This window comes from Aeromonas sp. R5-3 (assembly GCF_040908225.1).
In the GTDB taxonomy this organism is placed as follows: Bacteria; Pseudomonadota; Gammaproteobacteria; order Enterobacterales; family Aeromonadaceae; genus Aeromonas; species Aeromonas dhakensis.
In genome coordinates this window covers 322,829-344,237 of sequence record NZ_JBFODH010000021.1, presented here as the reverse complement: position 1 = coordinate 344,237, position 21,409 = coordinate 322,829, and the positions used below count along the sequence as shown (strand labels likewise).

Annotated in this window: 20 protein-coding genes; 8 read left to right on the top strand and 12 right to left on the bottom strand. The window is 61.6% G+C overall.

The features are described 5' to 3' along the window. Nucleotides 1-61 precede the first annotated feature (61 nt). Nucleotides 62-421, top strand: a complete 360-nt coding sequence (locus AB5Y95_RS13465; RefSeq protein WP_368161352.1) for an MliC family protein — start codon at nucleotides 62-64, stop codon at nucleotides 419-421. A 31-nt stretch (nucleotides 422-452) separates the two neighbouring features. Here AB5Y95_RS13465 and AB5Y95_RS13460 read toward each other — a convergent pair whose 3' ends face one another. The 5 genes from AB5Y95_RS13460 to nrdD all read right to left on the bottom strand — a co-directional run bounded on the left by AB5Y95_RS13460 (nucleotide 453) and on the right by nrdD (nucleotide 4,660). Then, nucleotides 453-845: an energy transducer TonB gene (locus tag AB5Y95_RS13460; RefSeq protein WP_337079384.1), complete on the bottom strand. Its 393-nt coding sequence runs from the start codon at nucleotides 843-845 to the stop codon at nucleotides 453-455. Nucleotides 846-989: 144 nt separating this feature from the next. Beyond that, complete coding sequence (locus AB5Y95_RS13455; protein ID WP_005343870.1) at nucleotides 990-1,160, bottom strand: YqaE/Pmp3 family membrane protein; 171 nt, start codon at nucleotides 1,158-1,160, stop codon at nucleotides 990-992. 64 nt (nucleotides 1,161-1,224) lie between these two features. Then, nucleotides 1,225-1,734, bottom strand: a complete 510-nt coding sequence (gene nrdG / locus AB5Y95_RS13450) for an anaerobic ribonucleoside-triphosphate reductase-activating protein (protein WP_368161350.1) — start codon at nucleotides 1,732-1,734, stop codon at nucleotides 1,225-1,227. After that, nucleotides 1,731-2,345 (bottom strand): Bro-N domain-containing protein, encoded by a 615-nt coding sequence (locus AB5Y95_RS13445; RefSeq protein WP_368161349.1) that lies wholly within the window; start codon nucleotides 2,343-2,345, stop codon nucleotides 1,731-1,733. The genes nrdG and AB5Y95_RS13445 overlap by 4 nt, the downstream gene beginning before the upstream one ends. Before the next feature lie 197 nt (nucleotides 2,346-2,542). Beyond that, nucleotides 2,543-4,660 (bottom strand): anaerobic ribonucleoside-triphosphate reductase, encoded by a 2,118-nt coding sequence (nrdD, locus tag AB5Y95_RS13440; RefSeq protein WP_368161347.1) that lies wholly within the window; start codon nucleotides 4,658-4,660, stop codon nucleotides 2,543-2,545. Nucleotides 4,661-5,102: 442 nt separating this feature from the next. On the opposite strand from nrdD, the gene AB5Y95_RS13435 reads away from it, so the two are divergent. Then, nucleotides 5,103-6,080, top strand: a complete 978-nt coding sequence (locus tag AB5Y95_RS13435) for an ABC transporter substrate-binding protein (protein ID WP_017787821.1) — start codon at nucleotides 5,103-5,105, stop codon at nucleotides 6,078-6,080. Nucleotides 6,081-6,153: 73 nt separating this feature from the next. On the opposite strand, the gene ligA is transcribed toward AB5Y95_RS13435, so the two are convergent. The 3 genes from ligA to AB5Y95_RS13420 all read right to left on the bottom strand — a co-directional run bounded on the left by ligA (nucleotide 6,154) and on the right by AB5Y95_RS13420 (nucleotide 12,774). Further along, complete coding sequence (gene ligA / locus AB5Y95_RS13430; RefSeq protein ID WP_368161345.1) at nucleotides 6,154-8,160, bottom strand: NAD-dependent DNA ligase LigA; 2,007 nt, start codon at nucleotides 8,158-8,160, stop codon at nucleotides 6,154-6,156. A gap of 99 nt (nucleotides 8,161-8,259) precedes the next feature. Beyond that, nucleotides 8,260-9,384, bottom strand: coding sequence for a cell division protein ZipA (gene zipA / locus AB5Y95_RS13425; protein ID WP_368161343.1), 1,125 nt, complete (start codon nucleotides 9,382-9,384; stop codon nucleotides 8,260-8,262). Between the two features lie 15 nt (nucleotides 9,385-9,399). Then, entirely contained in the window at nucleotides 9,400-12,774 is a 3,375-nt protein-coding gene (locus AB5Y95_RS13420; RefSeq protein WP_368161341.1) for an AAA family ATPase, read from the bottom strand. A gap of 109 nt (nucleotides 12,775-12,883) precedes the next feature. On the opposite strand from AB5Y95_RS13420, the gene cysZ reads away from it, so the two are divergent. Further along, nucleotides 12,884-13,648, top strand: coding sequence for a sulfate transporter CysZ (gene cysZ / locus AB5Y95_RS13415; protein ID WP_017779872.1), 765 nt, complete (start codon nucleotides 12,884-12,886; stop codon nucleotides 13,646-13,648). 134 nt (nucleotides 13,649-13,782) lie between these two features. After that, entirely contained in the window at nucleotides 13,783-14,397 is a 615-nt protein-coding gene (locus AB5Y95_RS13410; protein ID WP_005303366.1) for a trimeric intracellular cation channel family protein, read from the top strand. A 93-nt stretch (nucleotides 14,398-14,490) separates the two neighbouring features. Here the strand turns inward: AB5Y95_RS13410 and AB5Y95_RS13405 are convergent, their stop codons facing one another. The 4 genes from AB5Y95_RS13405 to AB5Y95_RS13390 all read right to left on the bottom strand — a co-directional run bounded on the left by AB5Y95_RS13405 (nucleotide 14,491) and on the right by AB5Y95_RS13390 (nucleotide 17,867). Beyond that, nucleotides 14,491-14,742, bottom strand: coding sequence for a hypothetical protein (locus tag AB5Y95_RS13405; RefSeq protein ID WP_005303367.1), 252 nt, complete (start codon nucleotides 14,740-14,742; stop codon nucleotides 14,491-14,493). Nucleotides 14,743-14,834: 92 nt separating this feature from the next. After that, entirely contained in the window at nucleotides 14,835-15,380 is a 546-nt protein-coding gene (locus tag AB5Y95_RS13400; protein ID WP_005303369.1) for a DUF882 domain-containing protein, read from the bottom strand. A gap of 150 nt (nucleotides 15,381-15,530) precedes the next feature. Continuing rightward, on the bottom strand, nucleotides 15,531-17,015 hold the full coding sequence (locus tag AB5Y95_RS13395; protein WP_211051606.1) for a murein L,D-transpeptidase: 1,485 nt from the start codon (nucleotides 17,013-17,015) through the stop codon (nucleotides 15,531-15,533). Nucleotides 17,016-17,096: 81 nt separating this feature from the next. Further along, nucleotides 17,097-17,867, bottom strand: coding sequence for a substrate-binding periplasmic protein (locus AB5Y95_RS13390; protein WP_368161337.1), 771 nt, complete (start codon nucleotides 17,865-17,867; stop codon nucleotides 17,097-17,099). Nucleotides 17,868-18,182: 315 nt separating this feature from the next. On the opposite strand from AB5Y95_RS13390, the gene AB5Y95_RS13385 reads away from it, so the two are divergent. From AB5Y95_RS13385 to AB5Y95_RS13370, 4 genes are read left to right on the top strand one after another with little or no spacing between them, the layout of a single operon-like run. Beyond that, on the top strand, nucleotides 18,183-18,728 hold the full coding sequence (locus tag AB5Y95_RS13385) for a hypothetical protein (protein WP_005303374.1): 546 nt from the start codon (nucleotides 18,183-18,185) through the stop codon (nucleotides 18,726-18,728). Nucleotides 18,729-18,784: 56 nt separating this feature from the next. Next, the gene (locus AB5Y95_RS13380) at nucleotides 18,785-19,843 is read left to right on the top strand and encodes a glycosyltransferase family 2 protein (RefSeq protein WP_368161335.1); all 1,059 of its coding nucleotides are present in this window, start codon (nucleotides 18,785-18,787) and stop codon (nucleotides 19,841-19,843) included. Continuing rightward, complete coding sequence (locus AB5Y95_RS13375; protein WP_005303379.1) at nucleotides 19,840-20,211, top strand: GtrA family protein; 372 nt, start codon at nucleotides 19,840-19,842, stop codon at nucleotides 20,209-20,211. Before AB5Y95_RS13380 ends, AB5Y95_RS13375 begins: the two co-directional genes overlap by 4 nt. Then, entirely contained in the window at nucleotides 20,211-21,374 is a 1,164-nt protein-coding gene (locus AB5Y95_RS13370) for a membrane protein (protein WP_017781903.1), read from the top strand. The genes AB5Y95_RS13375 and AB5Y95_RS13370 overlap by 1 nt, the downstream gene beginning before the upstream one ends. The last annotated feature ends 35 nt before the right edge of the window (nucleotides 21,375-21,409 follow it).

The window sequence follows — 21,409 nt, the reverse complement described above, 5'->3', positions numbered from 1 at the left end:
CATTGCCCCCCTTGGGCAAGCTGTTAGGATCACGCCCGGATGACACCGATGGAGAATCAACATGAAGCACGCCAACCTTCTGCTGCTGGGCATCACGACCCTGACCCTGCTCAGCGGCTGCGAACGCGGCGCCGACCCCCTGAGCGTGACCGGCGGCGACCCCGTCACCTATCTGTGCGAACAGGGCCAACGGGTACAGGTGCGCTACTTCGCCCTCTCCGATCAGAGCCTGAACTTCGTCAAGCTGGCGCTGCCGGACGGCAAGGACTACACCCTGCCGCAGATCGTCTCTGCCTCCGGCGCCCGCTACACCGACGATCACGAGGCCGTCTGGTGGAACAAGGGCAACGAGGGTTTTGTCGAGATGCGCGACAAGGACGGGGAGTGGCAGAGCGCCTACAACGACTGCAAGCAGCAGTAAACAACAACCCCGGCCAGGCCGGGGTTGTTCATTACTCCACTTCAATCTCGTAGCGACCCACCACTCGCACCGGAATGGCCTGCGGGTTCTGCTCCGACACTCGATAACGGGTCTTGGCCAGCCCCGACAGGGCGATCAGGTCCAGCACGCCGGGCGGCTCCGAGGTCAGGATCTCTGGGCTGAACAGATTGCCGTTGGAGTCGATGAGATAACGGATCTCCACATAGCCCTTGACGGGCCGCTTGGCTGGCGCGCCTCCCACCGGTTCAAACGGGGGCACCTCGCCATCCTGCACCCAGTATTTGCCAAGCTCCGCCATGGTCACCTCCAGCGGCGGCTGGTTCAGCTTCACAGTCGGGCTCGGGCTGGCACAGCCCCCCAGCAGGCCGAGCACAGTGCCCAGCAGCAAGACCTTCAAATCCATTCAACACTCCTTGTTGAGTCAGATCAGAGGGGTCACCCCTCCCCGGCAGGATTGCCGGCCCATTACTGTAACAATCGGAACCCGTTTGAGCAGCATAAAAAAAGCCAACCCCATCGGGTTGGCTTTTAGCAAAGAGGCTCAACGTCAGCCGCGCTTGTCGCTCACCACCAGCCAGAGCGCATGCACCATGCCGGGTAAGCCGCCGAGCAGGGTCAGCACTATGTTGATCAGAAAATGCAGGCTGAAGCCCACCTGGATAAAGGCGCAGACCGGCGGCAGGAAGATGGCCAGCAGGATCTTGAGCAGATTGTTCATCTCGGATTTCCTCGTCAACGATGTCACAGGGATTGGAATGGGCTAACCATAAACATCCCTGGCCTCAACTGCAAACCAGACAGGGGATCCGTTCCCCTCCTTCCCGCCAGGCGTTGAGGTCGTGGATCTGCTGATTGCTGCTGCCGCGCCAGAGCAGGCCGGGATCCGCCAACCCCTGCTCGAACTTGCCGTCCACCAGCACGTCCAGTAAACAAACCAGCTCGCGCTGGGCCGGGCTGAGCTCGCCAAGCAGATAGCCGGTCCAGCACCAGATGTCCTTGCCGGGGCACTCGGCACGCACCCGCCGCACCAGTGCCAGCACATGAGGCACGTTGGCGGGGTGGAGCGGATCGCCGCCGGAGAGCGACAGTCCCCGCCGCTTGATGCGCGTGTCGTTAAGATCCGAGATGATGCGATCGCTCATCGCCTGATCGAACGGCTTGCCGCCATCGAGCCGCCAAGTGCTCTGGTTGTAGCAGCCGGGGCACTGGTGTTCGCAGCCCGAGACGAACAGGGTGGCACGGGTGCCGGGGCCGTTGATCACATCGACCGGATAGTATTGGTGATAATTCATTTAGCTATATGCAACTCAACCACTGCTCGTGGGACAAGTTTATTTATCTCTGTGCCAGCAGAAATAATTTTTCTCATTCCAATTTTTTCTTTAATACAATAATTCATACATTCACAGAACAAGCTATATCTATCAGAATAAGGAAGATGAGAGCCAAAAATATTTATATCTACATAGTCCAATTCTTCATCTGATGACGAATGCTTCAACATTTCTATCTCAGATGATAACTCAAGCAACTTTTCATCTGTTCTTAAAAATTTAAGCTTAGTTTCTTGCTCAAGCTTTTCTCTAGCTTCAATTTCACTCAAAAATAACTTTGTAAGCCTTTTTATATCAGACTCTTGTTCAACGGGTGGTGGGTATACCCCATGCTTTATAATTGATGGAATGACATCATGAAAGACCCACCGCTGGAATCGTTTACAGGCAGGGCTCTTGTCTCTAGAGAGAATCCGCAGCAACCCAGGCTGAGTGACATACAGTTCATGTCCAGGATCATTTAACGTTGATTGGCTATATATTATTTGTTGCTCATCAGACTCTAGAGCCTCCATTTGAGCTCGATAAAAACCATCAAATCCAACATTATTTTCAGTAGTAGAGTGCAAGCGATTCTCTGCGATTAGAACCCTAACAACATCAGGAAGAGAAAATAAAACCTAAGTATCTCTATTTATAGTTTTTATCTTATTTTTACCTTGCTCTGTTTCATAAGACAGAACTAAAAGAGAAAGATCCATTTTTACCTCCCCATGATGTCTATAAGTATGGTTGCATTAACGCCACAATTAATGCAACCAATACGTTACATATGTTTGACGCGGCGCTTCACCTCTTCCTGCTTGCCCGCATTGAAGGGGCGTGCATCCGGGCTGCCGAGGTAACCGCAGACACGGCGGGTCACCGATACCTTGGCGGGGTCGTGGTTGCCGCAGCGCGGGCAGGTAAAGCCCTTGGAGGTGCACTCGAACTCGCCGGTAAAGCCGCAGTCGTAGCACTCGTCGATGGGAGTGTTGGTACCGTAGTAGGGCACCTTGTCATAGCTGTAATCCCAGACGTTTTCGAGCGCTTCCAGATTGTGCTGGATGTTGGGGTACTCGCCGTAGCAGATGAAACCGCCACTGGCGATGGGCGGATAGGGCGCCTCGAAGTCCAGCTTGTCGTAGGGGTTGACCTGCTTCTCCACATCGAGGTGGAAGCTGTTGGTGTAGTAGCCCTTGTCGGTCACACCCGGCACCACGCCAAACTCTTTGGCATCGATGCGGCAGAAGCGGGAGCAGAGGTTCTCGCTCGGGGTCGAGTAGAGGCTGAAGCCGTAGCCGGTCTCCTCCTTCCACTCATCGGTCGCGGCCTTGAGGTGCTCGATGATGGCGATGGCCTTCTGCTGCAACTCGGCGCTGTCGAACAGGTGTACCGAGTCACCAAACAGGGCGTTGATGGTCTCGTGTACCCCGATGTAGCCAAGGGAGATGGAGGCGCGGCCGTTCTTGAAGATCTCGCTGACGTTGTCGTCGGCCTTGAGACGCACACCGCAAGCACCTTCCATATAGAGGATGGGAGCGACCCGGGCCTTGACCCCGTCGAGACGTTCGATGCGATACATCAGCGCCTTCTTAGCGACCCGCAGGGCGGCGTCCAGCTTGTCCCAGAAATCCGCTTCATCGCGGGATTTCAGGGCAATGCGTGGCAGGTTGAGGCTAACCACGCCGAGGTTGTTGCGACCTTCGTGGATCAGCTCGCCATTCTCCTCGTAGGCACCGAGGAAAGAGCGGCAACCCATCGGGGTCTTGAAGGAGCCGGTCACCTTCACCACCTGGTCGTAGTTGAGGATGTCCGGATACATCCGCTTGGAGGCGCACTCCAGCGCCAGCTGCTTGATGTCGTAGTTGGGATCGCCCTGTTTGTGGTTAAGGCCATCCTTGATGGCGAACACCAGTTTAGGGAACACGGCGGTCTTCTTGTTCTTGCCAAGGCCGGCGATGCGGTTGCTCAGGATCGCGCGCTGGATCAGGCGTGACTGCCAGCTGTCGCCAAGGCCAAAGCCGAAGGTGACGAACGGGGTCTGACCGTTGGCGGTGTGCAGGGTGTTCACCTCGTACTCCAGCGACTGGAAGGCGTCGTAGCACTCCTTCTCGGTGCGGGCCATGGCGTAGGCATCCACATCGCCGATGCCCCACTCCACCGCTACTTCCCGGTGCTTCTCCCAGCTGATGGTCACGTAGGGAGCCAGCACTTCGTCGATGCGGTTGATGGTGGTGCCGCCATAGATGTGGCTCGCCACCTGGGCGATGATCTGAGCGGTGACCGCGGTGGCGGTGCTGATGGACTTGGGAGTGTCGATCTCCGCGTTACCCATCTTGAAGCCGTGGGTCAGCATCCCCTTCAGGTCGATCAACATGCAGTTGAACATGGGGAAGAAGGGGGAGTAGTCGAGATCGTGGAAGTGCAGATCGCCGCTCTCGTGAGCCTGCACCACGTCGCGGGGCAGCATGTGGCTGGTGGCGTAATGCTTGGCGACGATGCCCGCCAGCAGGTCGCGCTGGGTCGGGATCACCTTGGAATCCTTGTTGGCGTTCTCGTTGAGCAGGGCCGCGTTGGTCTGCTCCACCAGGCCGCGGATCTCCTGGGCCAGCCGGCCGCGGGCCTCGCGAGCCTGATCCCGGTCGTGACGGTATTCGATGTAGGCACGGGCGATGGCCTTATCGTCGGAGGCCATCAGGTGGTTCTCGACCCGGTTCTGGATCTCGTGGATGTCCACTTCTCCCCGCCCTTCCAGCTCTTGGCTGACGGCGGCGGCAATGCGCTCTGCCAGCGCCGGACTGGCCTGATTGACCGCCTCCGCCGCTCGGCCCACCGCCTCGGCAATCAGCTGGGCATTGAATGGTGCGCGACATCCATCACGTTTGATCACAACCGGTTTCATGGAGTTTCCCCGTTAAAAAGGCCGGGCTCTCGCCCTCGGCTTACCCTTGTTTGGCCCCCTTCTCCACGCCTCGTCCTCGGCGCAAATAAATTCAGCCGAGGCTTGACAAGCCTGGGCTGACGACGAGAAGGGAACAGCTTTTACACAGCTTAATAACACAACATATAGGGATTAAAAACGAATGCAGCCCTATATGTGGTGTCTATTAGGCACCAAAGCGGGGTCGTATTTCTTGATCCAGAACAGGTTTTGAGGCGAGTGGCGCAGTTCCCGACCAGCCATAAAAGGTACCACACGAGACCACCTCCAAGCCTGGTGCGGGCTAGCGCCCGATGCCGGCCAGCGAGAAAAAGATTTCCCTTCCGACAGTAATTGACCGGCACCGGCTGGCCCAGGAGTGAACATAATGAATGACAACACCTCTGTGCCGATGGGAAGCCATATGACCAAGCCTTTGTTGCTGCTACTGCTGTTGTGCCCCCTGTCGCTGCGGCTGTGGGCGGCCGAGATCCTGGTGATCAGCAGCTACCATCCCGAGTACCTGTGGGATCAGAGCTACAACGCCAGCCTGGTGGCCAACCTCAAGGGCGAGCACCACATCAGTCACTTCTACATGGATACCAAACGCCGCCCCGCCGAAGAGTTCGACCAGATCGCCGAACGGGCGCTCGCCTACTACCACCAGGTGAAACCGGATCTGGTGGTGCTCGGCGATGACAACGCCATCAACTACCTGGCCACCAGCATCGCCTCCCTCGGCACCCCGGTGGTGTTCCTCGGCATGAACGAGAACCCGCGCCACAAGGGGCTGGTCGGCCACCCCAAGATCACCGGCGTGCTGGAGCGCCCCCTGCTCAAGCGCAACATCAGCGAGATGAGCCAGCTGATGGGGGGGATCAAGAAGGCACTGGTGCTGTTTGATTCGAGCAACGTGGCCCTGACCGCCATCGAGGATGAGTTCAAGACCCAGACCGAGTTGCGGGTCGGCCAGACCCGGGTCAACAGCCAGCTGCTCGGCGACTACGACCTGTGGCAGGAGGCCGTGCTCAATGCCAGGCAGAACGGCTATCAGGCGATCTTTATCGGCCTCTACCACACCCTCATCGATGAGCAGGGCCGCCACGTGGATGAACGCCAGGTGCTGGAGTGGACCAGTGCCCACAGTCCGGTGCCGCTGTTCTGCTTCTGGGAGTTTACGGTGGGCAAGGGTAAGGCCATCGGCGGCCTGGTGCTGGATGGGCACGATCAGGGGGCCAAGGCGGCCGAACTGGTCAATGCCATTCTGGAGGGAGCCCAGCCCAAGACCCTGGCGCCGCGGGCTGCCCTGCGCGGCGAGTATGTGTTCAGCAAGAGCGAGCTGGCCCGCTGGCAGCTCACCCTGCCCGACAAGTGGCGCTACAAGATCCTCTGGCGTGATTGAGCCTCGATCATTGCCCTCATAACGAAGAACCCGGCATGGCCGGGTTCTTCGTTTATCTGGTTGAGCCAGCGACTCAGCCCTGCAGCGCCTGCTGCAACTCCTCTTCGGTCCAGACGGTGATGCCGAGCTCCTGGGCCTTGGCCAGTTTGGAGCCCGCCGCCTCCCCCGCCACCAGCACATCGGTCTTGGCCGACACCGAGCCCGCCACCTTGGCGCCGAGCGCCTGCAGCGCCGCCTTGGCGTCGTTGCGCGACAAGGTGGTGAGGGTGCCGGTCAGCACGAAGGTCTTGCCGGCAAAGGGCTGATCGCTTGCCTCCTTCTTCTCGATGGCGGGCCAGTGGATACCGGCGGCCAGCAGGGCCTCCAGCACCTCGATATTGTGGGGCTGGCGCAGGAAGTAGTAGACATGCTTGGCCACCACGTCCCCCACATCGGCCACTTCCAGCAGCTGCTCCACCGAGGCGGCACGCAGGGCGTCCAGAGTGAGGAAGTGGTTGGCGAGGTTCAGCGCAGTCGCCTCCCCCACTTCGCGGATCCCCAGCGCAAACAGGAAGCGCGGCAACGTGGTGCTGCGCGCCGCATCGATGGCCGCCACCAGATTGAGGGCCGATTTTTGCCCCATCCGCTCGAGCCCGGCCAGCTGGATGGCGTTGAGGCCGAACAGATCGGCCGGGGTCTTCACCAGCCCCTTGTCCACCAGTTGCTCCACTATCTTGTCGCCGAGACCGTCCACGTCCATGGCGCGGCGTGCGGCGAAGTGCTTGATCGCCTCCTTGCGCTGCGCCTCGCAGAACAGGCCGCCGGAACAGCGGGTCACCGCCTCCCCTTCCAGCCGCTCTACCGCAGAGCCGCACACCGGACACTCGGTCGGGAAGAGGATTTCACGGGCATCGCTTGGACGCTGGGCCTCCACCACCGCCACGATCTGCGGGATCACGTCCCCGGCCCGGCGCACGATCACGGTGTCGCCGATCATGACGCCGAGGCGCTCAATCTCGTCGGCATTGTGCAGGGTGGCGTTGGAGACGGTGACGCCGCCGACGAACACAGGTTTGAGCTTGGCCACCGGGGTCACGGCGCCGGTGCGACCGACCTGGAACTCGACGTTTTCGAGCAGGGTCATCTCCTCCTGGGCCGGGAACTTGTGGGCGGTGGCCCAGCGCGGCGCACGGGCCACGAAGCCGAGCTCCTCTTGCAGGGGAATGGCATCCACCTTGTAGACCACGCCATCGATCTCGTAGGGGAGTGCGCCACGGCGGGCCAGGATGTCGTCATGGAACGCCTGACAACCGGCAGCCCCCTCCTTGAGTTTCACCTCCGAGCTGAGCGGCAGCCCCCAGGCATTGAGCCGGGTGAGGCGGCCGTAGTGGGAATCTCCCAGCAGCTCGCCACCGACCCCCACCCCATAGGCGTAGAAGCTGAGCGGACGGCTGGCGGTGATGCGCGAGTCGAGCTGGCGCAGGCTGCCGGCGGCGGCGTTGCGCGGATTGACAAACACCTTCTCGCCGGCGGCCAGCGCCCTGGCGTTCATCGCCTCGAACCCCGCCTTGGGCATGAACACCTCGCCGCGCACTTCCAGCCGAGCCGGCCACCCCTCGCCACGCAGGGTCAGGGGAATGGCCTTGATGGTGCGCACGTTCTCGGTGATCTCCTCACCCGTGGTGCCATCGCCCCGGGTGGCGGCCTGCACCAGCTGGCCGTCTACATAGAGCAGGCTCACCGCCAGGCCATCCAGCTTGGGCTCGCAGCAGAAGGTGAAATTGACCTCCCGCTTGAGGCGATCGCTCATGCGCTGTTCAAACGCCTGCAGCTCTTCGCTGCTGAACACATTGTCCAGGCTCAGCATGGGGATCTCGTGGCGCACCTGCTTGAAGGCGGTGAGCGGCTGACCGCCCACCCGCACGCTCGGCGAGGCAGGGGTTTTCAGCTCGGGATGGTCGGCCTCCAGCGCGATCAGCTCGCGCATCAGGCGGTCGTATTCGGCATCCGGCACTGTGGGGTTGTCCAGCACATAGTACTGATGCCCATATTCGGTAAGCAGCTCACACAGTTGACGGTGGCGGGAGAGGATATCGCTCATGAAAAAGTCTCGAAGTGTGATGGAAAAACTGGCCGGCGGACCAATAAAAATGCGGCACCTGGGTACCGCACTTTTGATTCATTCGACCCGCCTGGCGTATCAGTCGCGACTGGCCTCGTAGGCGGCCAGCTCGTGCCGGTAACGGGCGATGGTCTCGTCGCTCAGCGGGCTGCGATCCACGTCAGTCAGCATGGCATCGAGATCGCTGGCCAGCTGGTCGGCAGACTGCAGCATGTGCTCGAAGGCAAAGGCGGCGTTGCTGCGCAGCGGCAGTTGCATGAAGAGCGACACACCCGGAGTGGTGAACTGCTCCATCCGGTACGGGTTGAAGGTACCCGGCTTGACCATGTTGATCATGGAGAAGAGCACTTCACCCTTGCCGTTGAGATCCTCGTGGCGATGGAAGATGTCCATCTCGCCAAACTTGAAGCCCAGCGCCAGCAGGGAAGAGATCAGGGTCGCCCCCTGCAGATCGTGACCGGGGCGCGCCATCAGGTTGATGACATAGACATCCTGCCAGATCTTCTCGACCGGCTGACGTTCGATCTGCGGCTCCGGCACCGGCTCTTCATAGGCGGGCTCCTCGTAGGCAGGCTCGGGGGCTGCGTAACGGGGCTGCGCCTTGTATTCGGGGGCGGCGGCCTGGACCTGTTCACGGGCACCGAAGGTGGGTGCGGTGGCGTAGGCTGGCTCCACCAGCGGCTCTTCGTCCAGCGGCTGCAGCAGCGGCTCGCGCTGGGGACGAGAACGGTGAACCGGGGTACGACGGATCACCTGGGCAGGCTTGCGCACCGGCGCGGCAGGCACCTCCTCGACGGGCTCGGCGACCGGCTCCTCATACTCCTCCTCTTCATAGACGGGAGGCGGGGGCACGGGGCGAGCGGCAGGCTTGCGTACCACGGGCGGCGGCAGATCAGCGTCATCATCTTCTTCATCATCGAAGGCGGGCGCAGGGGCGCGACGACTGACGTCCGGCTGGCGGGGTTCATCATGGTGGAGCTTGGGCTCGGCACGACGGCCACCGCTGACCACTCGCACCTGACCGATACCATCGCTGTCGAAGGCGTCGTTGTCACGGTCCCGTGATTTGGATTCCATCCGGCCCAGAGGTTTCTCTTTGATCGGTGCCTGACGATTCTTTCTGTTGCTCCACAACCCGTGAATGAGCAATGCCGCGATGGCAATACCGCCCAGGGCAACCAAGATGTAACGCAATTCCTGCATTAGCTGCTTCTCTTTCTAGTTTTGCTCAGCCAAAGCGACGGCTTCACCGATATCGACCGACACTATGCGCGAAACCCCGGGCTCTTGCATCGTGACGCCAACCAGCTGCTCAGCCATCTCCATGGAGACCTTATTATGACTGATGTAAACGAACTGTACTGTGCTCGACATCTCTTTGACAAGAGAACAGAAGCGACCGACGTTCACTTCATCGAGCGGTGCATCCACCTCATCCAGCAGACAAAAAGGTGCCGGATTGAGTCTGAAGATGGCAAAAACCAGCGCAAGAGCGGTTAACGCCTTCTCCCCCCCGGAAAGCAGGGCAATGGTAGCATTCTTCTTACCCGGAGGTCTCGCCATGATGCTCACTCCGGCCTCCAAAAGATCATCGGAGGTGAGTTCAAGCCAGGCACTGCCCCCACCGAACACTTTTGGAAACAGGGATTTTAAATCTTCGTTGACCTTATCGAAAGTGTCACGGAAGCGTATTTGTGTCTCTTTATCAATTCTTTTAATGGCTTGGCTCAAGGTTTCCAGCGCCTGCTCCAGATCCTGGCACTGGTTTTCCAGGTAGCTTGCGCGGGTTTTCGCCTCTTCATACTCCTCCAGCGCCGCCAGATTGATGGCGCCAAGCGCCTCCACTTGCGCCTCCAGGGTCTGGATCTCCTGGCGCAGCTTGCCGCGATCAGCCGCAATCAGCACCGCCTGATCGAGATCCACCAACCGTACCCCCAGCTCTTCGAACTGCTCGTGCAGCCCCTGCCGGCGGGTGAGGTTGCGTTCGCGCTCGAGCCGCAGGGTCGCCAGCTTCTCCTGTATCTGCACCAGCTGCTTGTGGTCGGCGCTTCTGGCCTGCTCCAGCTCGGTCAACTGGCGCTCCAATTCTGCAAGCCGCTGATGACAGGCAAGTTGCTGTTCCTCGAGGCTGCGCTGCTCGGCCAGCAGGGGCGACAGATCCTGACTCGAAGTGGCCCCCGGCTCCTTGAGTTCGGCCAGCTCCAGCCCGAGGCGGGCCAGCTCCTGCTCGCGCAGGGTGATGAGTTGGCGCAGGTTCTGCTGCTCCAGTTGCAGCCGCTGGCAGGCGGCCTGCTGCTGTTCACGACGCAGGCGGGCCTCTTCCACCGCCCGATCCGCCGCGCTCGCCTGCTCTTGGGTGAGCAGCAGCGCCTCGGCAAGCAGCTCCCCCTGCTCCTGCAGCTCGCCAAGGGCCGCTTCATCCTGCTCAAGCCGCTCCCCGGCCGACACCAGCCGCTGCGCCTCCTCAGCCTGCTCCTTATCCAGCCGGATCAACTCCTCTCCCAGCTGGCCGAGGCGCTGCAACCGCGCCTGGCGCTGCCCTTCACGCAGGCTCCAGGCCTCGCGCAGTTGCTGCCACTGCTGCTCCTGCTCGCGCAGGGTGCGCTGGGCCAGTTCATGGGCGCTGTGCAGCTGGGCCCGCGCCGCATCGGCGGCGGCAAGCTGTTCATCGAGCCGGCGCAGCGCCTCCCGGCCCGTGGCCAGCTCGCTGTGCAACCGCTCACGTTCGCCGAGCAGCGCCAGGGTGCCGAGGGCCATGCCCTCCCCCAGATCCGCCCAGTTGGGGCCGAACCAGTCACCGGCAGGAGTGAGCAGCGACTCACCGGCAGAGAGGCTGTGCAGGCGGGCCTGCGCCTCCTCCCGGCTCTCTGCCAGCCAGATGGCGTTGAGGAAGGCGGGTATGTGCTCACCGCCCAGTTGCGCCGCCAAGGTGCCGGCAACCGCCGGCCGGGCCGGACCAATCCAGAGCCCGGATTGCGCCAGATTGCACTCGTCCGCCGGGGTGGCGGTTAACCAGCGACCGAGCACCTTATCCAGCCCCCGGGCCCACTCGGGGGGGACCTGCAGCCGATCCGCCAGGGTGGCGCCCGCCATCTGCTCCCCCAGGATCTGATCCAGGGTAGCGAGGCGAGCCTCCAGTTCGCGCAACAAGCCCTGCTGGCGCCCCTGCTCTGCCTTGAGCTCTTCATGACGGGCCACGCCGGCCTGCCAGGCCGCTTCGGCTTCTTCATGGCGGGCGCGGGAGAGCGAGAGCGTCGCCGCCAACGCATCGAGCGCCGGTTGCAGGTTCTCCTCCTCCCCGCCGAGGGGCCCGGCCTGTTCATCTTCCAGCTTGAGACGGGCCAACCGGGTCTTGGCCTGCAGCTCCTGCAGGCCGTTCACCTCGGCGCGGGTCTGGTTGAGCCGCCCCTGCAACTGGCCAAGCTGCTGCTGCCACTGCTGCTGGCGCTGGCGCGCCTGCTCGAGCCGCTCGCCCGCCGCCGTGCGCACACTCTGCTGGTCGGTAAGCAACTGCTCACACTGCTCGAGGCGCGCCGACGCCACCTCCCCCTGCAGAGTGCTTTCGCCCAGTTGTTCCAGCTGGCCGGCCAGCTGGGTCTTGAGCCCCTCGATGCGCTCACCGAGGGCCTGCCGCCTTGCCTGCCAGTCTCGACCGAGTTCGGTTTGGTGCAGTTGCTGCTGCTCGAGGCGGGCGATGGCCTGGCCGCCGAGAAAAATCTGTTGCTGACGGCTGGCCTGTTCGGCCTGCGCCTCCTGGCGGGCGACCGACAGGGTGACGTGGCGCCCCTCATCGGCGGTGCGCTTGGCATCGAGGGCCGCCAGCACCTGCTCGGTCTGGGCCAGCTCGGTCTTGGCCTCGCAAAGACGCGTCTCCAGCGCCCACAGTTCAGAGCCGATCAGCTCGGCGCGGGCAGCGCGACTGCGGCTCTTGAGCTGCTTGTAGCGCTCGGCGGTCTCGGCCTGAGCTTTGAGATGGTCGAGGCGCGACCCCAGTTCGCCGCGAATGTCACCGAGGCGCTCCAGGTTCTCCTGGGTATGGCGGATACGCTGTTCGGTCTCCCGGCGCCGCTCCTTGTAGCGGGAGACCCCGGCGGCCTCTTCCATGAACAGCTTGAGATCGGCGGGACGGGACTCCACCAGCCGGCTGACGGTGCCCTGCTCTATGATGGCGTAGCTGCGCGGCCCGAGGCCGGTGCCGAGGAAGAGGTCGGTCACGTCCTTGCGGCGGCACTTCTGGCCATTGATCTGGTAGTGGTTGGAGCCGTCACGCAGCACTTCGCGGCGCACCGAGATCTCGGTAAAGCGGCCGAACTCGCCGGGCACCCGGTTGTGGGGGTTGTCGAACACCAGCTCCACCGAGGCGCGGCCGTGGGCGCTGCGGTTGATGGAGCCGTTGAAGATGACGTCGGTCATGTTCTCGCCACGCAGATGGCGGGCGGAGCTCTCCCCCAGCACCCAGCGCACGGCGTCGATGACGTTGGATTTGCCGCAGCCATTGGGCCCCACCACGGCAGTCATGTCGGCGTTGAGTTCGATGCGGGTCGGCTCGACAAACGACTTGAAGCCGGCGAGTTTGATCAATTTCAGACGCATGGCGGCCTATGTCGGTAACGAAATAAAGAGGAGGCGGGCAGGCGACTTTACCAAATCAAAAGCTTGTTTGTAATATGCTGGCAGTTTCCCATGAACAGATGGAGCTCCGATGAGCCACTCCCCCCGTATGGTAAAAGACTCGATCAGCGGTGCAGACTACTTTCTGCGCGGCTTCTCCCTCATTCGCCAGCCCGGCATCCGCACCTTCGTGCTGATCCCCCTGCTGGTCAACTTCGTGCTGTTTGCCGGGGCCTTCTACGCCCTGCTGCTGCAGCTGGATGGCCTGTTCGCCTGGCTGCACCAGCAGATCCCGAGCTGGCTCGACTGGCTGGACTACCTGCTCTGGCCCATCGCCCTCATTACCATACTGGTGGTCTTCTCCTTCCTGTTCAGCTCGGTGGCCAACTGGATAGCCGCCCCCTTCAACGGCCTGCTGGCGGAGAAGGTGGAGCAGGCGCTCACTGGCGAGGCGGCCAACGACACCGGTATGCTGGACATCGTCAAGGACGTACCACGCACCTTCGGTCGCGAGTGGATCAAGCTCAAATACTACCTGCCCAAGGCCATCGGCTGCCTGATCCTGTTCCTCATTCCGGTGGTGGGCCAGACCCTGGCGCCTGTGCTCTGGTTCCTGTTCAGCGCCTGGATGATGGCAATCCAGTATGTCGACTATCCGTTCGACAATCACAAGATCGACTTCATCACCATGCGCGACGCCCTCAAGCAGCGCCGCGGCAAGTGCCTGAGCTTCGGCGCCCTGGTCACCCTCTTCTCCGCCATCCCGGTGGTGAACCTGTTCGTGATGCCGGTCGCCATCTGCGGCGCCACCGCCATGTGGGTCGATCACTACCGCAGCGAACAGCTCAAACGCTGACCCGGACAAGCATGATGAAAAATGGGGGCGAAAGCCCCCTTTTCATTACTTAATCTAATGCATATATGAGTTTGCTTGTCCCGCCAGCGCTAGATTGTTAGGATGCGGGCCTTTCTCGCACCCTGGGATATCTCATGTTACATGCACTCTTCTTGCTGGGCCTGGTGGCCGAAGGGATGACAGGCGCGCTGGCCGCGGGCCGGCGACGGATGGACTTGTTCGGCGTGGTGATCATCGCCTCGGCAACGGCCATCGGTGGCGGCACCATCCGCGACGTACTGTTGGGACATTACCCCCTGCTCTGGGTCGAACACCCGGAGTATGTGCTGCTGGTCGCCGGCGCGGCCATGGCTGGCGTCATCTCGGCACCGCTGATGCGCTATCTCGGCAAGCTGTTCATGGCGCTCGATGCCCTGGGGCTGGTGGTCTTCTCCATCTTCGGTGCGGCCAGGGCGCTGGAAATGGGTCACGGCGCCGGCATCGCCTGCATTATGGCGGTGGTGACGGGGGCCTTCGGCGGCGTGCTCAGGGATCTGCTCTGCCAGCGCATTCCGCTGGTGTTTCGCCGCGAGCTCTATGCCGCCATCTCGCTGGTGACCGCCGCCCTCTACTGCCTGGCGCTGGATCAGGGCCTGCCCAACGACTGGGCCGCCTTCGGTGCCATCGGCATCGGCTTCGTGCTGCGCCTCCTGGCGGTGCGCTTCAAGTGGGGGCTGCCCACCTTTCACTATCAGTACGCCGCGCACTGAGCGCGCCAGCTTCTGGCGAGCCGGTACGGATCACAGCCAACAAGAAAGCGCCGGTCAGGCGCTTTTTTGTTGGGCAGGGGGGCTGCAACTACCTCAGTTGATCCCTTCCGAGCTGAAGAAGGTCGCCTTGTCGGCGATGAAACGGATCTTGATGTTCTTGCCCTCGTCGCCCCAGATGCAGCTGGTAGTGCCCAGCGCATCGTCACAACGCTCGGCCTTGCCGAGGATGCTGCTCGCCTCGGCGTAGCTGATCCCCATCTTGAGCTTGTCGTAGTTTTCGCGGTTGAGCTTGCCACAGCCGGTCAGCAGCAGGGCAATCAGCCCGCCAAGCAAAATATGTTTCATCTGGTTCTCCTCTGCATGGTGTCCAGAGCCTACCAGCTCGACCACCCCGCTGACCAGTCACCCGCCGGGCCGATGCGGCCAGCAAACCGCCGTTACCAGCTGCGCACGGGCCCGGTGTCGAGATGCACGAAGTTGTCGCTCGGGTAGTAACCGACGCCGCCCACCTTGAGATGGAGCGCCGCCTTGCGCAGGTGCGCCAGCTGTACCCCGGGGATCCGCACGTCCACCGCCTGCCCCAGGGTGTGGTAGCTATGCTTGGCTACCCCGCGGCTGCGACTGCGCTTCTGGCGATTGGTCACGGGGGAGCGATAGCCCGAGATGAGCTGGATTTCGCCGTGGCGACCCAGCTTGTGCTGCAGCAGGTAGAGCTGGTCGAACAGCTTCCTGTCGATGTTGAACACTTCGTTGCGACGGTAGTCGCGAAAGATGTGGTTGAGCTCGGCCAGCCCGTCTTTCAGATAGCGACCATCTTCCCAGTAGCTGGTGCGCACCCGCTCGCCGGTATTGAGATTGAAGAAGCTGAGTTCACGTCCCGCCGTACTGCGGCTCGCCATAGCGGGGAAGGACAACAGCGAGCCCCCCAGCAGGCAACCGGCACCCAGCAGCAGGCGACGTCGGCTTATCTCTTGATCAAGCATCCCTTGTCCGTCCATCGCAATGTTGAGGTGAAACCGTTGAATGAATTTGATACAGGCGCTTGAAACTACCCGCCGAGCCGGCCGCTGTCAAACCGCAAGGGGCCATGAAAAAGCCCGGCGCAGGCCGGGCTTTTCACTCTGTGGCGAGGATCACAGCAGGCGACTCTGGTAGCTGACTCGATCAAATCCATAGATGTCGTTGCGCAGTTGCTGACGTCCCTCCTCATCGATCCAGCTGCTCCAGTAGACGGTGAACACCGGGATCGGAGTGGTCAGCGGCAGCCACTTGGTCTGGCTCTCCTTCAGAATGCTGGCCACCTTGTCGGGCTGGTAGCGGGAGTCCGCCAGCAGCAACTCGGCCAGATCGTCGGCGTGCTCCACCCGGATGCAACCCGAACTGAAGGCGCGCGCGCCCTGCTCGAACAGCGCCTTGCGCGGGGTGGAGTGCAGGTAGATCGCCTCGTTGTTGGGCAGATAGAACTTGTAGCGACCCAGTGCATTGTGATCGCCGGGCTTTTGCCGCAGACGATAGGGGAAACCGGACGCCAATGCCTGCTGCCAGCCCTCTTCGGTGAACTGCACCGGATTGCCTTCGCCGTCGATCACCTCGAACTGCTCGCGATTGAGGTAGGCGGGGTCACGCCCCAGCTTGGGCAGAATGTCCTTGCTCAGGATGGAGCGCGGCACGTGCCAGGCCGGGTTGAGCACGATGGAGCGGATCTCGCTGGCGAGGATCGGGGTAGCCCGCTGCTCCTTGCCGACGATCACCCGGCTGGTGAACACCTCGTTGCCGGACTCCACCACGCTCAGCCGATAGTCGGGGATGTTGACCAGCACGTAGCGGGCACCGGAGAGCTGATCCACCAGATCGCGTCGCCACAGGTTGCGCAGCAGCAGGCTGGCGCGCACCTCGGGCCCGGTGTTGAGCCAGCTGCGGGTCTGCCGGCCTATGATGCCGTCGGCGGTCAGGCCGTGGCGGCGCTGGAACTGCTTGACCGCCTGCAGGGTGTCGTCGTCGTAGGTGGCGTCGTCATGGCGCGGGGCCGTGTCGCCCAGCTCGTTGAGGATGGAGCGGATCTGGCCCAGCTCCGGGGAAACCTCGCCGGCTCGCAGGGTTGGCATGGTCAGGGTCGGCCACCTCTTGGCCATGGGCAGCGCCAGCAGCTTGCGCACTTCCTCGCGCACCGCCTCGTATTCCGCGACCTGGGGTCTGAGCTGCTTGACCTGTTCCAGCAGGTTGTCGCCGGCCGGCTCGTGAGCCAGCGGCTTGTTCAGATTGAGTTTGAGGGTCTGCATCTGCTCGCGGGAGACCAGATCCATGGCGCGCCAGGCCTGCTGGAACCGGGCCAGCTTGCCAAACGCCTCGTCATAGAGGGCGCCACGCTGATCCGCCGGCTTGGCCTGCAGTTTCTTCCAGAGCGTATAGAAATCCGGGTGCAGCTGGGCCAGCACGGCCTCCTGCAGTTGCTGCTCCAGCTCTTGCCTGGCCTGCTCCGCCGTCCGGTTCTGATACCAGTCGTGCTGCTCCGCCGCATTGCTCACCACCACCTGGCCTTCGCTGGCCTGTGCCATGGCCGCTGGCCAGCAGCCCAGCCAGATCAGGTTTGCCAATGCCAGCCAATATTTCTTCCCCATGCTTACCTCAAGATAGGTTCACTTCAATCCGTCAGACCCGGCGGCCAAGGCGCTCATCATGCGTGAATACCCGCGACTTTGCTAGCCGGCGGGCGCATAGCGCCGCCAGATAATGTCATACTCATTTGTTGCTTTAAACTTGGCCAGTTCGCGATTGAACTCCCGCACGAATTCGGGAGACAACCGTTTCTTGCTGAACATGAAAAAGGTCGGTGCTTCATATACGGCCATGGCATGGGGGACGATCAGATCGCTCAGCCCCTCCTTCTTCAAGCCCCAGGGGGTGGCCAGCACATCGCCGAGAAAACCGTCGATGCGACCCAACACCAGCTTGCCGTAGTTCTGCTCGTCGTTGACCACGCTCACCTGGGCGGCATAACGGCGCAGCAGCTCGCTGATATCGGCGCCGTAGTAGTAGTCCTTGGTGACCCCCAGGGTATGCCCGTCGGCCAGCCAGCTCGCCAGATCGGTGTCGGCATAGGCGCCTGACTTGCGGATCCAGAGCACGCTGCGGCCCGGATTGTAGGCATAGGAAAACCAGGCGTAACGGGCACGATCCTCGTTGAAGTAGGCCTCCATGGCGATGTCGACCACTCCAAGCTCCAGGCCGTGCAACACCCGTTTCCAGGGCATCTCCACGTAGCTGGCCTTGCAATCCAGCCGTTTGAGCATGGCGTTGAGCGCCTCGATGGCAAAGCCCTGCAGCTCTTTCTTGCCGGCCGCGGACTCGAGGTAATAGTGATAGGGCGGCCAGTTGTCATAACCGATCCGCAAGGGAGCAGGGCACAGCGCATTTGCCGATACCAGCGGTGTCAGCAACCAGAGCATCCAGCAGCAGAGTTTCAGCTTCATGGGTCATCCTTGACGGCGTATCAGCTCATCATAAATCGGCCTCGGCAAAATGGCGACAGATCCTGCCACAGGGATGCAGACCATGATCGGGGCACCGAAAAAGCGGCATCGCCCGAGCAGAAAAGGGGCCCGGCCAGCCCGCCACAACAGGGCCTGGGGGCTAGCTAAAAAGAGGAGGAAGCGACATTTGGAACACCAATCAGAAAGGGGTTAATATGTGACCAAATATATTTTTGTGATCCACTATGCTTTTTTTGCAATTGGATTAGCATATGCGCGAAATCAGCCTACAAACCGTGAGGCGCAGAGAGTGATATGACGTACAAAAAGTTTGGTTTTCTGACCGCCATCATGGCGCTGAGTGGTTTCTATCTCTACACCCTCTATCTGGCCGCCCACCCCAACGTGAGCCTGGCCTACAAGCTCTATTACCTGGAAGGCAAGACCCGCTTCTGGGAGCACAACTCCAGCATGACCTACCAGCCCGGCAACGAGCTCAATCTGACCAAGCCGAGCCGCTTCCTCTCCAGCGAAGGCTGGGCCAAGAAACCGAGCGCGGATGGCACCGAACTGAGCGGCCAGGGTGGCCTCTATTTCGTGCTGCCCAAACAGCAGGCACAGCCGGAAGAGCTGACCATCCAGGCCCGGGTCAACAGCCCGCAGGCCGGCGCCCTGCTCAAGGTGGCACTGGGTCACGATTTCACTACCACCGTCAAGCTGGCCAAGGCCGGCATCAACGAGATCCGTCTCAGCCTGCCGGGCGAGTCGCTGACCTCGGATCCCAAGCGTCCCAACTTTCTGGCGCTCTCCGCCCCGACACCGCTCAATGTCCAGTCGGTGCGCTTGACCGTCGCCCAGTAAGACGTATTCTCCAATACGCTGTTTTATAAAATAATTTTCCAAATAAGGAAGTTTTCATGTCGCATGCCGATTTTCGACTCTCTCTGATCGTTCCCGTTTACAACGAGGAAGAGAGCATAGATGCCTTCATCAACGCGATAGATAACGAACTGGCGCCGCTCAAGGATCAGCTGGAAATTGTATTCGTCAACGACGGCAGCCGCGACCGCACCCGTGAGGTGGTCGAGCAGGCCATCGCCCGCGACCCGCGAGTCACCCTGGTCAACCTGGCCCGCAACTTCGGCAAGGAGGCGGCCATGACCGCCGGCCTGCATCATGCCAAGGGTGATGCCGTGGTGCCGATGGACGTGGATCTGCAGGATCCGCCCTCGCTCATTCTCGAATTCGTCAAGCTGTGGCAGACCGGCGACTACGACACCGTCTACGGCATCCGGGTGGATCGCAGCGCCGACACCCCGATGAAGCGCCTCACCGCCGGTGGCTTCTACCGCTTCTTCAACGCCCTCTCCACCAGCACCAAGCTGCCGGAGAACGCCGGCGACTTCCGTCTGATCGACCGCAAGGTGGTCGAGGCGATCAAGCAGCTGCCGGAGCGCAACCGCTTCATGAAGGGGCTGTTCGCCTGGGCAGGTTTCCGCGCCGTCGGTGTGCCCTACGAGCGCCCTGCTCGCCACGCTGGCGAGACCAAGTTCAACTACTGGAAGCTGTGGAACTTCGCCCTCGACGGTCTGATGAGCTTCTCCAGCTGGCCGCTGCGGGTATGGAGCTACGTCGGCGTCGGCGTCTCCTTCGTCGCCTTCCTCTACATCCTCAAGATTGTCACCCAGGTGGTCTTCTTCGGCATCGACGTACCGGGTTACGCCTCCCTGATGTCGGTGGTGCTGTTCCTCGGCGGCATCCAGCTGCTGTCGCTCGGCATCATCGGCGAGTACATCGGCCGCATGTTCGTGGAAGTGAAGCAGCGCCCCGTCTACCTCATCGAAGGGGTCTACGGCCAGTATGCCAAGCAGGATGAAGAGCCGAAGCAAGACGCCGTCACCGGCAGCAAGAAGAGCGCCAGCAAGAAGGCAGCTGCGAAAGCCGCTGATGACCAGCAGGAGCAGGCTTCTCAATGATCTCCCGCGAGGAATTCTGGCGGCTGGTACGTTTCGGGTTTGTCGGCGGGGGGGCCACCCTCGTCGATCTGGGCACCTCCATCGCCCTGTTTCACACCTGGCCCACCATCTCGGAGCACCTGGTGACGACGCTGGCCTTTGCCATCGCGTTCTGGTTCTCCTTCTTCGGTCACCGTTACATCACCTTCCAGAAGCAGGGTGCCGCCAGCAAGTTCCTGCTGGTCGCCCTCTTCTCGCTGGCGGTGCGTAACCTGATATTGAGCGGTCTGCTGTTTGCGGGTCTTTCCGGTCTGCTACCGGTGGTGATCGCCACACTGACGGTCACCGTGCTCACCTACCTCCTCTCTAGGATCTGGGTATTTGCCTGATGAATGACATGACTACCACCACTGCCCCCGACCAGGCGGCGCCCTATCGCCCGTCACTTCGCATCAGCGGTCGCGACTGGCTGATGATCGTCGCAGCCTTCGTGCTGAGCCGGGTCGCCCTGTACGGCATGGGTTACTTCGGCGTCCAGCTCTACGGCGCCACCGACATAGGTCCGCTGCAGGCCTATTGCCAGTTTGACTGTGTCTGGTTCCAGCGCATCATCGAGAACGGCTACGACCTCTACCCACGCTGGCTGAGCAAGGGCAACGCGGCCAACTGGGCCTTCATGCCGCTCTACCCGATGATCTCCGGCACCCTCTCCAACCTGCTCAACGTCGAGAGCCTGATCGGCCTGATGCTGGTGGCCAACCTGGCGTTCTTCATCAGCCTGCCGCTGATGCTGCTGGTGCTGCGCCAACTCAAGCTGGGTGATGACACCGCCCGCTTCGGTGTCTGGCTGCTCGCCTTCTCCCCCTTCTCCGCCTACTTCGTCTCCGGATATACCGAGTCGATGTTCATGGCGCTGATGCTGGGGATGTTCCTGTTCGCCTATCGCCAACAGTGGCTGATGGTGGCCCTGCTCGGCGTCTTCATCTCCGCCACCCGCAACCTGGGGGTGATGATGGTGTTCCCGGTGCTGATCCTGGCGCTGCAGGCCTACGGCTGGCGCGAGTTCTTCCGCTTCACCGAGCGCGCCTTCAAGGTGGTGTTCACCCTCTGGATGATCCCGCTCGGCCTGTTCGCCTACATGTTCTATCTCTATCACCTCACCGGTGACGCGCTGGCGTTCAAGCACATCCAGGTGGCCTGGGGCCGTTACATGGACAGCCCGCTGGACTGGTGGCTGAGCGGCTTCGAGCTGGGCGGACGCAAATCCTACCTCTCCATCATGGTAATGTTCGGCTGGGCGCTGAACCTCTATCTGTTCAGCCAGAAGCGCTGGGCCGAGGCGACCCTGATGTTCATCTGCTGCACCATTCCGCTGATGACAGGGCTCAATGCCATGCCGCGCTACATGTTCGGCCTCTATCCCACCATGCTGGCGATCATCCTGCTGACCCATCGCTGGCCGGCCATTCGCCCGGCCGTGCTCTGCCTGAGCGGCATGGTGGCCTCCTTCATCGCGGTGGCCTTCGTCAACTTCAAGTTCTTCACCGTGTGACGAAGGTGGCAATGCAACAAGCCGGTCTATCGACC

Coding starts and splice junctions, on each gene's coding strand:
- AB5Y95_RS13380 (WP_368161335.1), top strand. CDS start 18,785: ATGTCGCATGCCGATTTTCGACTCTCTCTGATCGTTCCCGTTTACAAC.
- AB5Y95_RS13460 (WP_337079384.1), bottom strand. CDS start 845: ATGGATTTGAAGGTCTTGCTGCTGGGCACTGTGCTCGGCCTGCTGGGG.
- AB5Y95_RS13410 (WP_005303366.1), top strand. CDS start 13,783: ATGTTACATGCACTCTTCTTGCTGGGCCTGGTGGCCGAAGGGATGACA.
- AB5Y95_RS13435 (WP_017787821.1), top strand. CDS start 5,103: ATGACCAAGCCTTTGTTGCTGCTACTGCTGTTGTGCCCCCTGTCGCTG.
- AB5Y95_RS13390 (WP_368161337.1), bottom strand. CDS start 17,867: ATGAAGCTGAAACTCTGCTGCTGGATGCTCTGGTTGCTGACACCGCTG.
- AB5Y95_RS13395 (WP_211051606.1), bottom strand. CDS start 17,015: ATGGGGAAGAAATATTGGCTGGCATTGGCAAACCTGATCTGGCTGGGC.
- zipA (WP_368161343.1), bottom strand. CDS start 9,384: ATGCAGGAATTGCGTTACATCTTGGTTGCCCTGGGCGGTATTGCCATC.
- AB5Y95_RS13405 (WP_005303367.1), bottom strand. CDS start 14,742: ATGAAACATATTTTGCTTGGCGGGCTGATTGCCCTGCTGCTGACCGGC.
- AB5Y95_RS13400 (WP_005303369.1), bottom strand. CDS start 15,380: ATGCTTGATCAAGAGATAAGCCGACGTCGCCTGCTGCTGGGTGCCGGT.
- ligA (WP_368161345.1), bottom strand. CDS start 8,160: ATGAGCGATATCCTCTCCCGCCACCGTCAACTGTGTGAGCTGCTTACC.
- nrdG (WP_368161350.1), bottom strand. CDS start 1,734: ATGAATTATCACCAATACTATCCGGTCGATGTGATCAACGGCCCCGGC.
- cysZ (WP_017779872.1), top strand. CDS start 12,884: ATGAGCCACTCCCCCCGTATGGTAAAAGACTCGATCAGCGGTGCAGAC.
- AB5Y95_RS13375 (WP_005303379.1), top strand. CDS start 19,840: ATGATCTCCCGCGAGGAATTCTGGCGGCTGGTACGTTTCGGGTTTGTC.
- AB5Y95_RS13465 (WP_368161352.1), top strand. CDS start 62: ATGAAGCACGCCAACCTTCTGCTGCTGGGCATCACGACCCTGACCCTG.
- AB5Y95_RS13420 (WP_368161341.1), bottom strand. CDS start 12,774: ATGCGTCTGAAATTGATCAAACTCGCCGGCTTCAAGTCGTTTGTCGAG.
- AB5Y95_RS13455 (WP_005343870.1), bottom strand. CDS start 1,160: ATGAACAATCTGCTCAAGATCCTGCTGGCCATCTTCCTGCCGCCGGTC.
- AB5Y95_RS13370 (WP_017781903.1), top strand. CDS start 20,211: ATGAATGACATGACTACCACCACTGCCCCCGACCAGGCGGCGCCCTAT.
- AB5Y95_RS13385 (WP_005303374.1), top strand. CDS start 18,183: ATGACGTACAAAAAGTTTGGTTTTCTGACCGCCATCATGGCGCTGAGT.
- nrdD (WP_368161347.1), bottom strand. CDS start 4,660: ATGAAACCGGTTGTGATCAAACGTGATGGATGTCGCGCACCATTCAAT.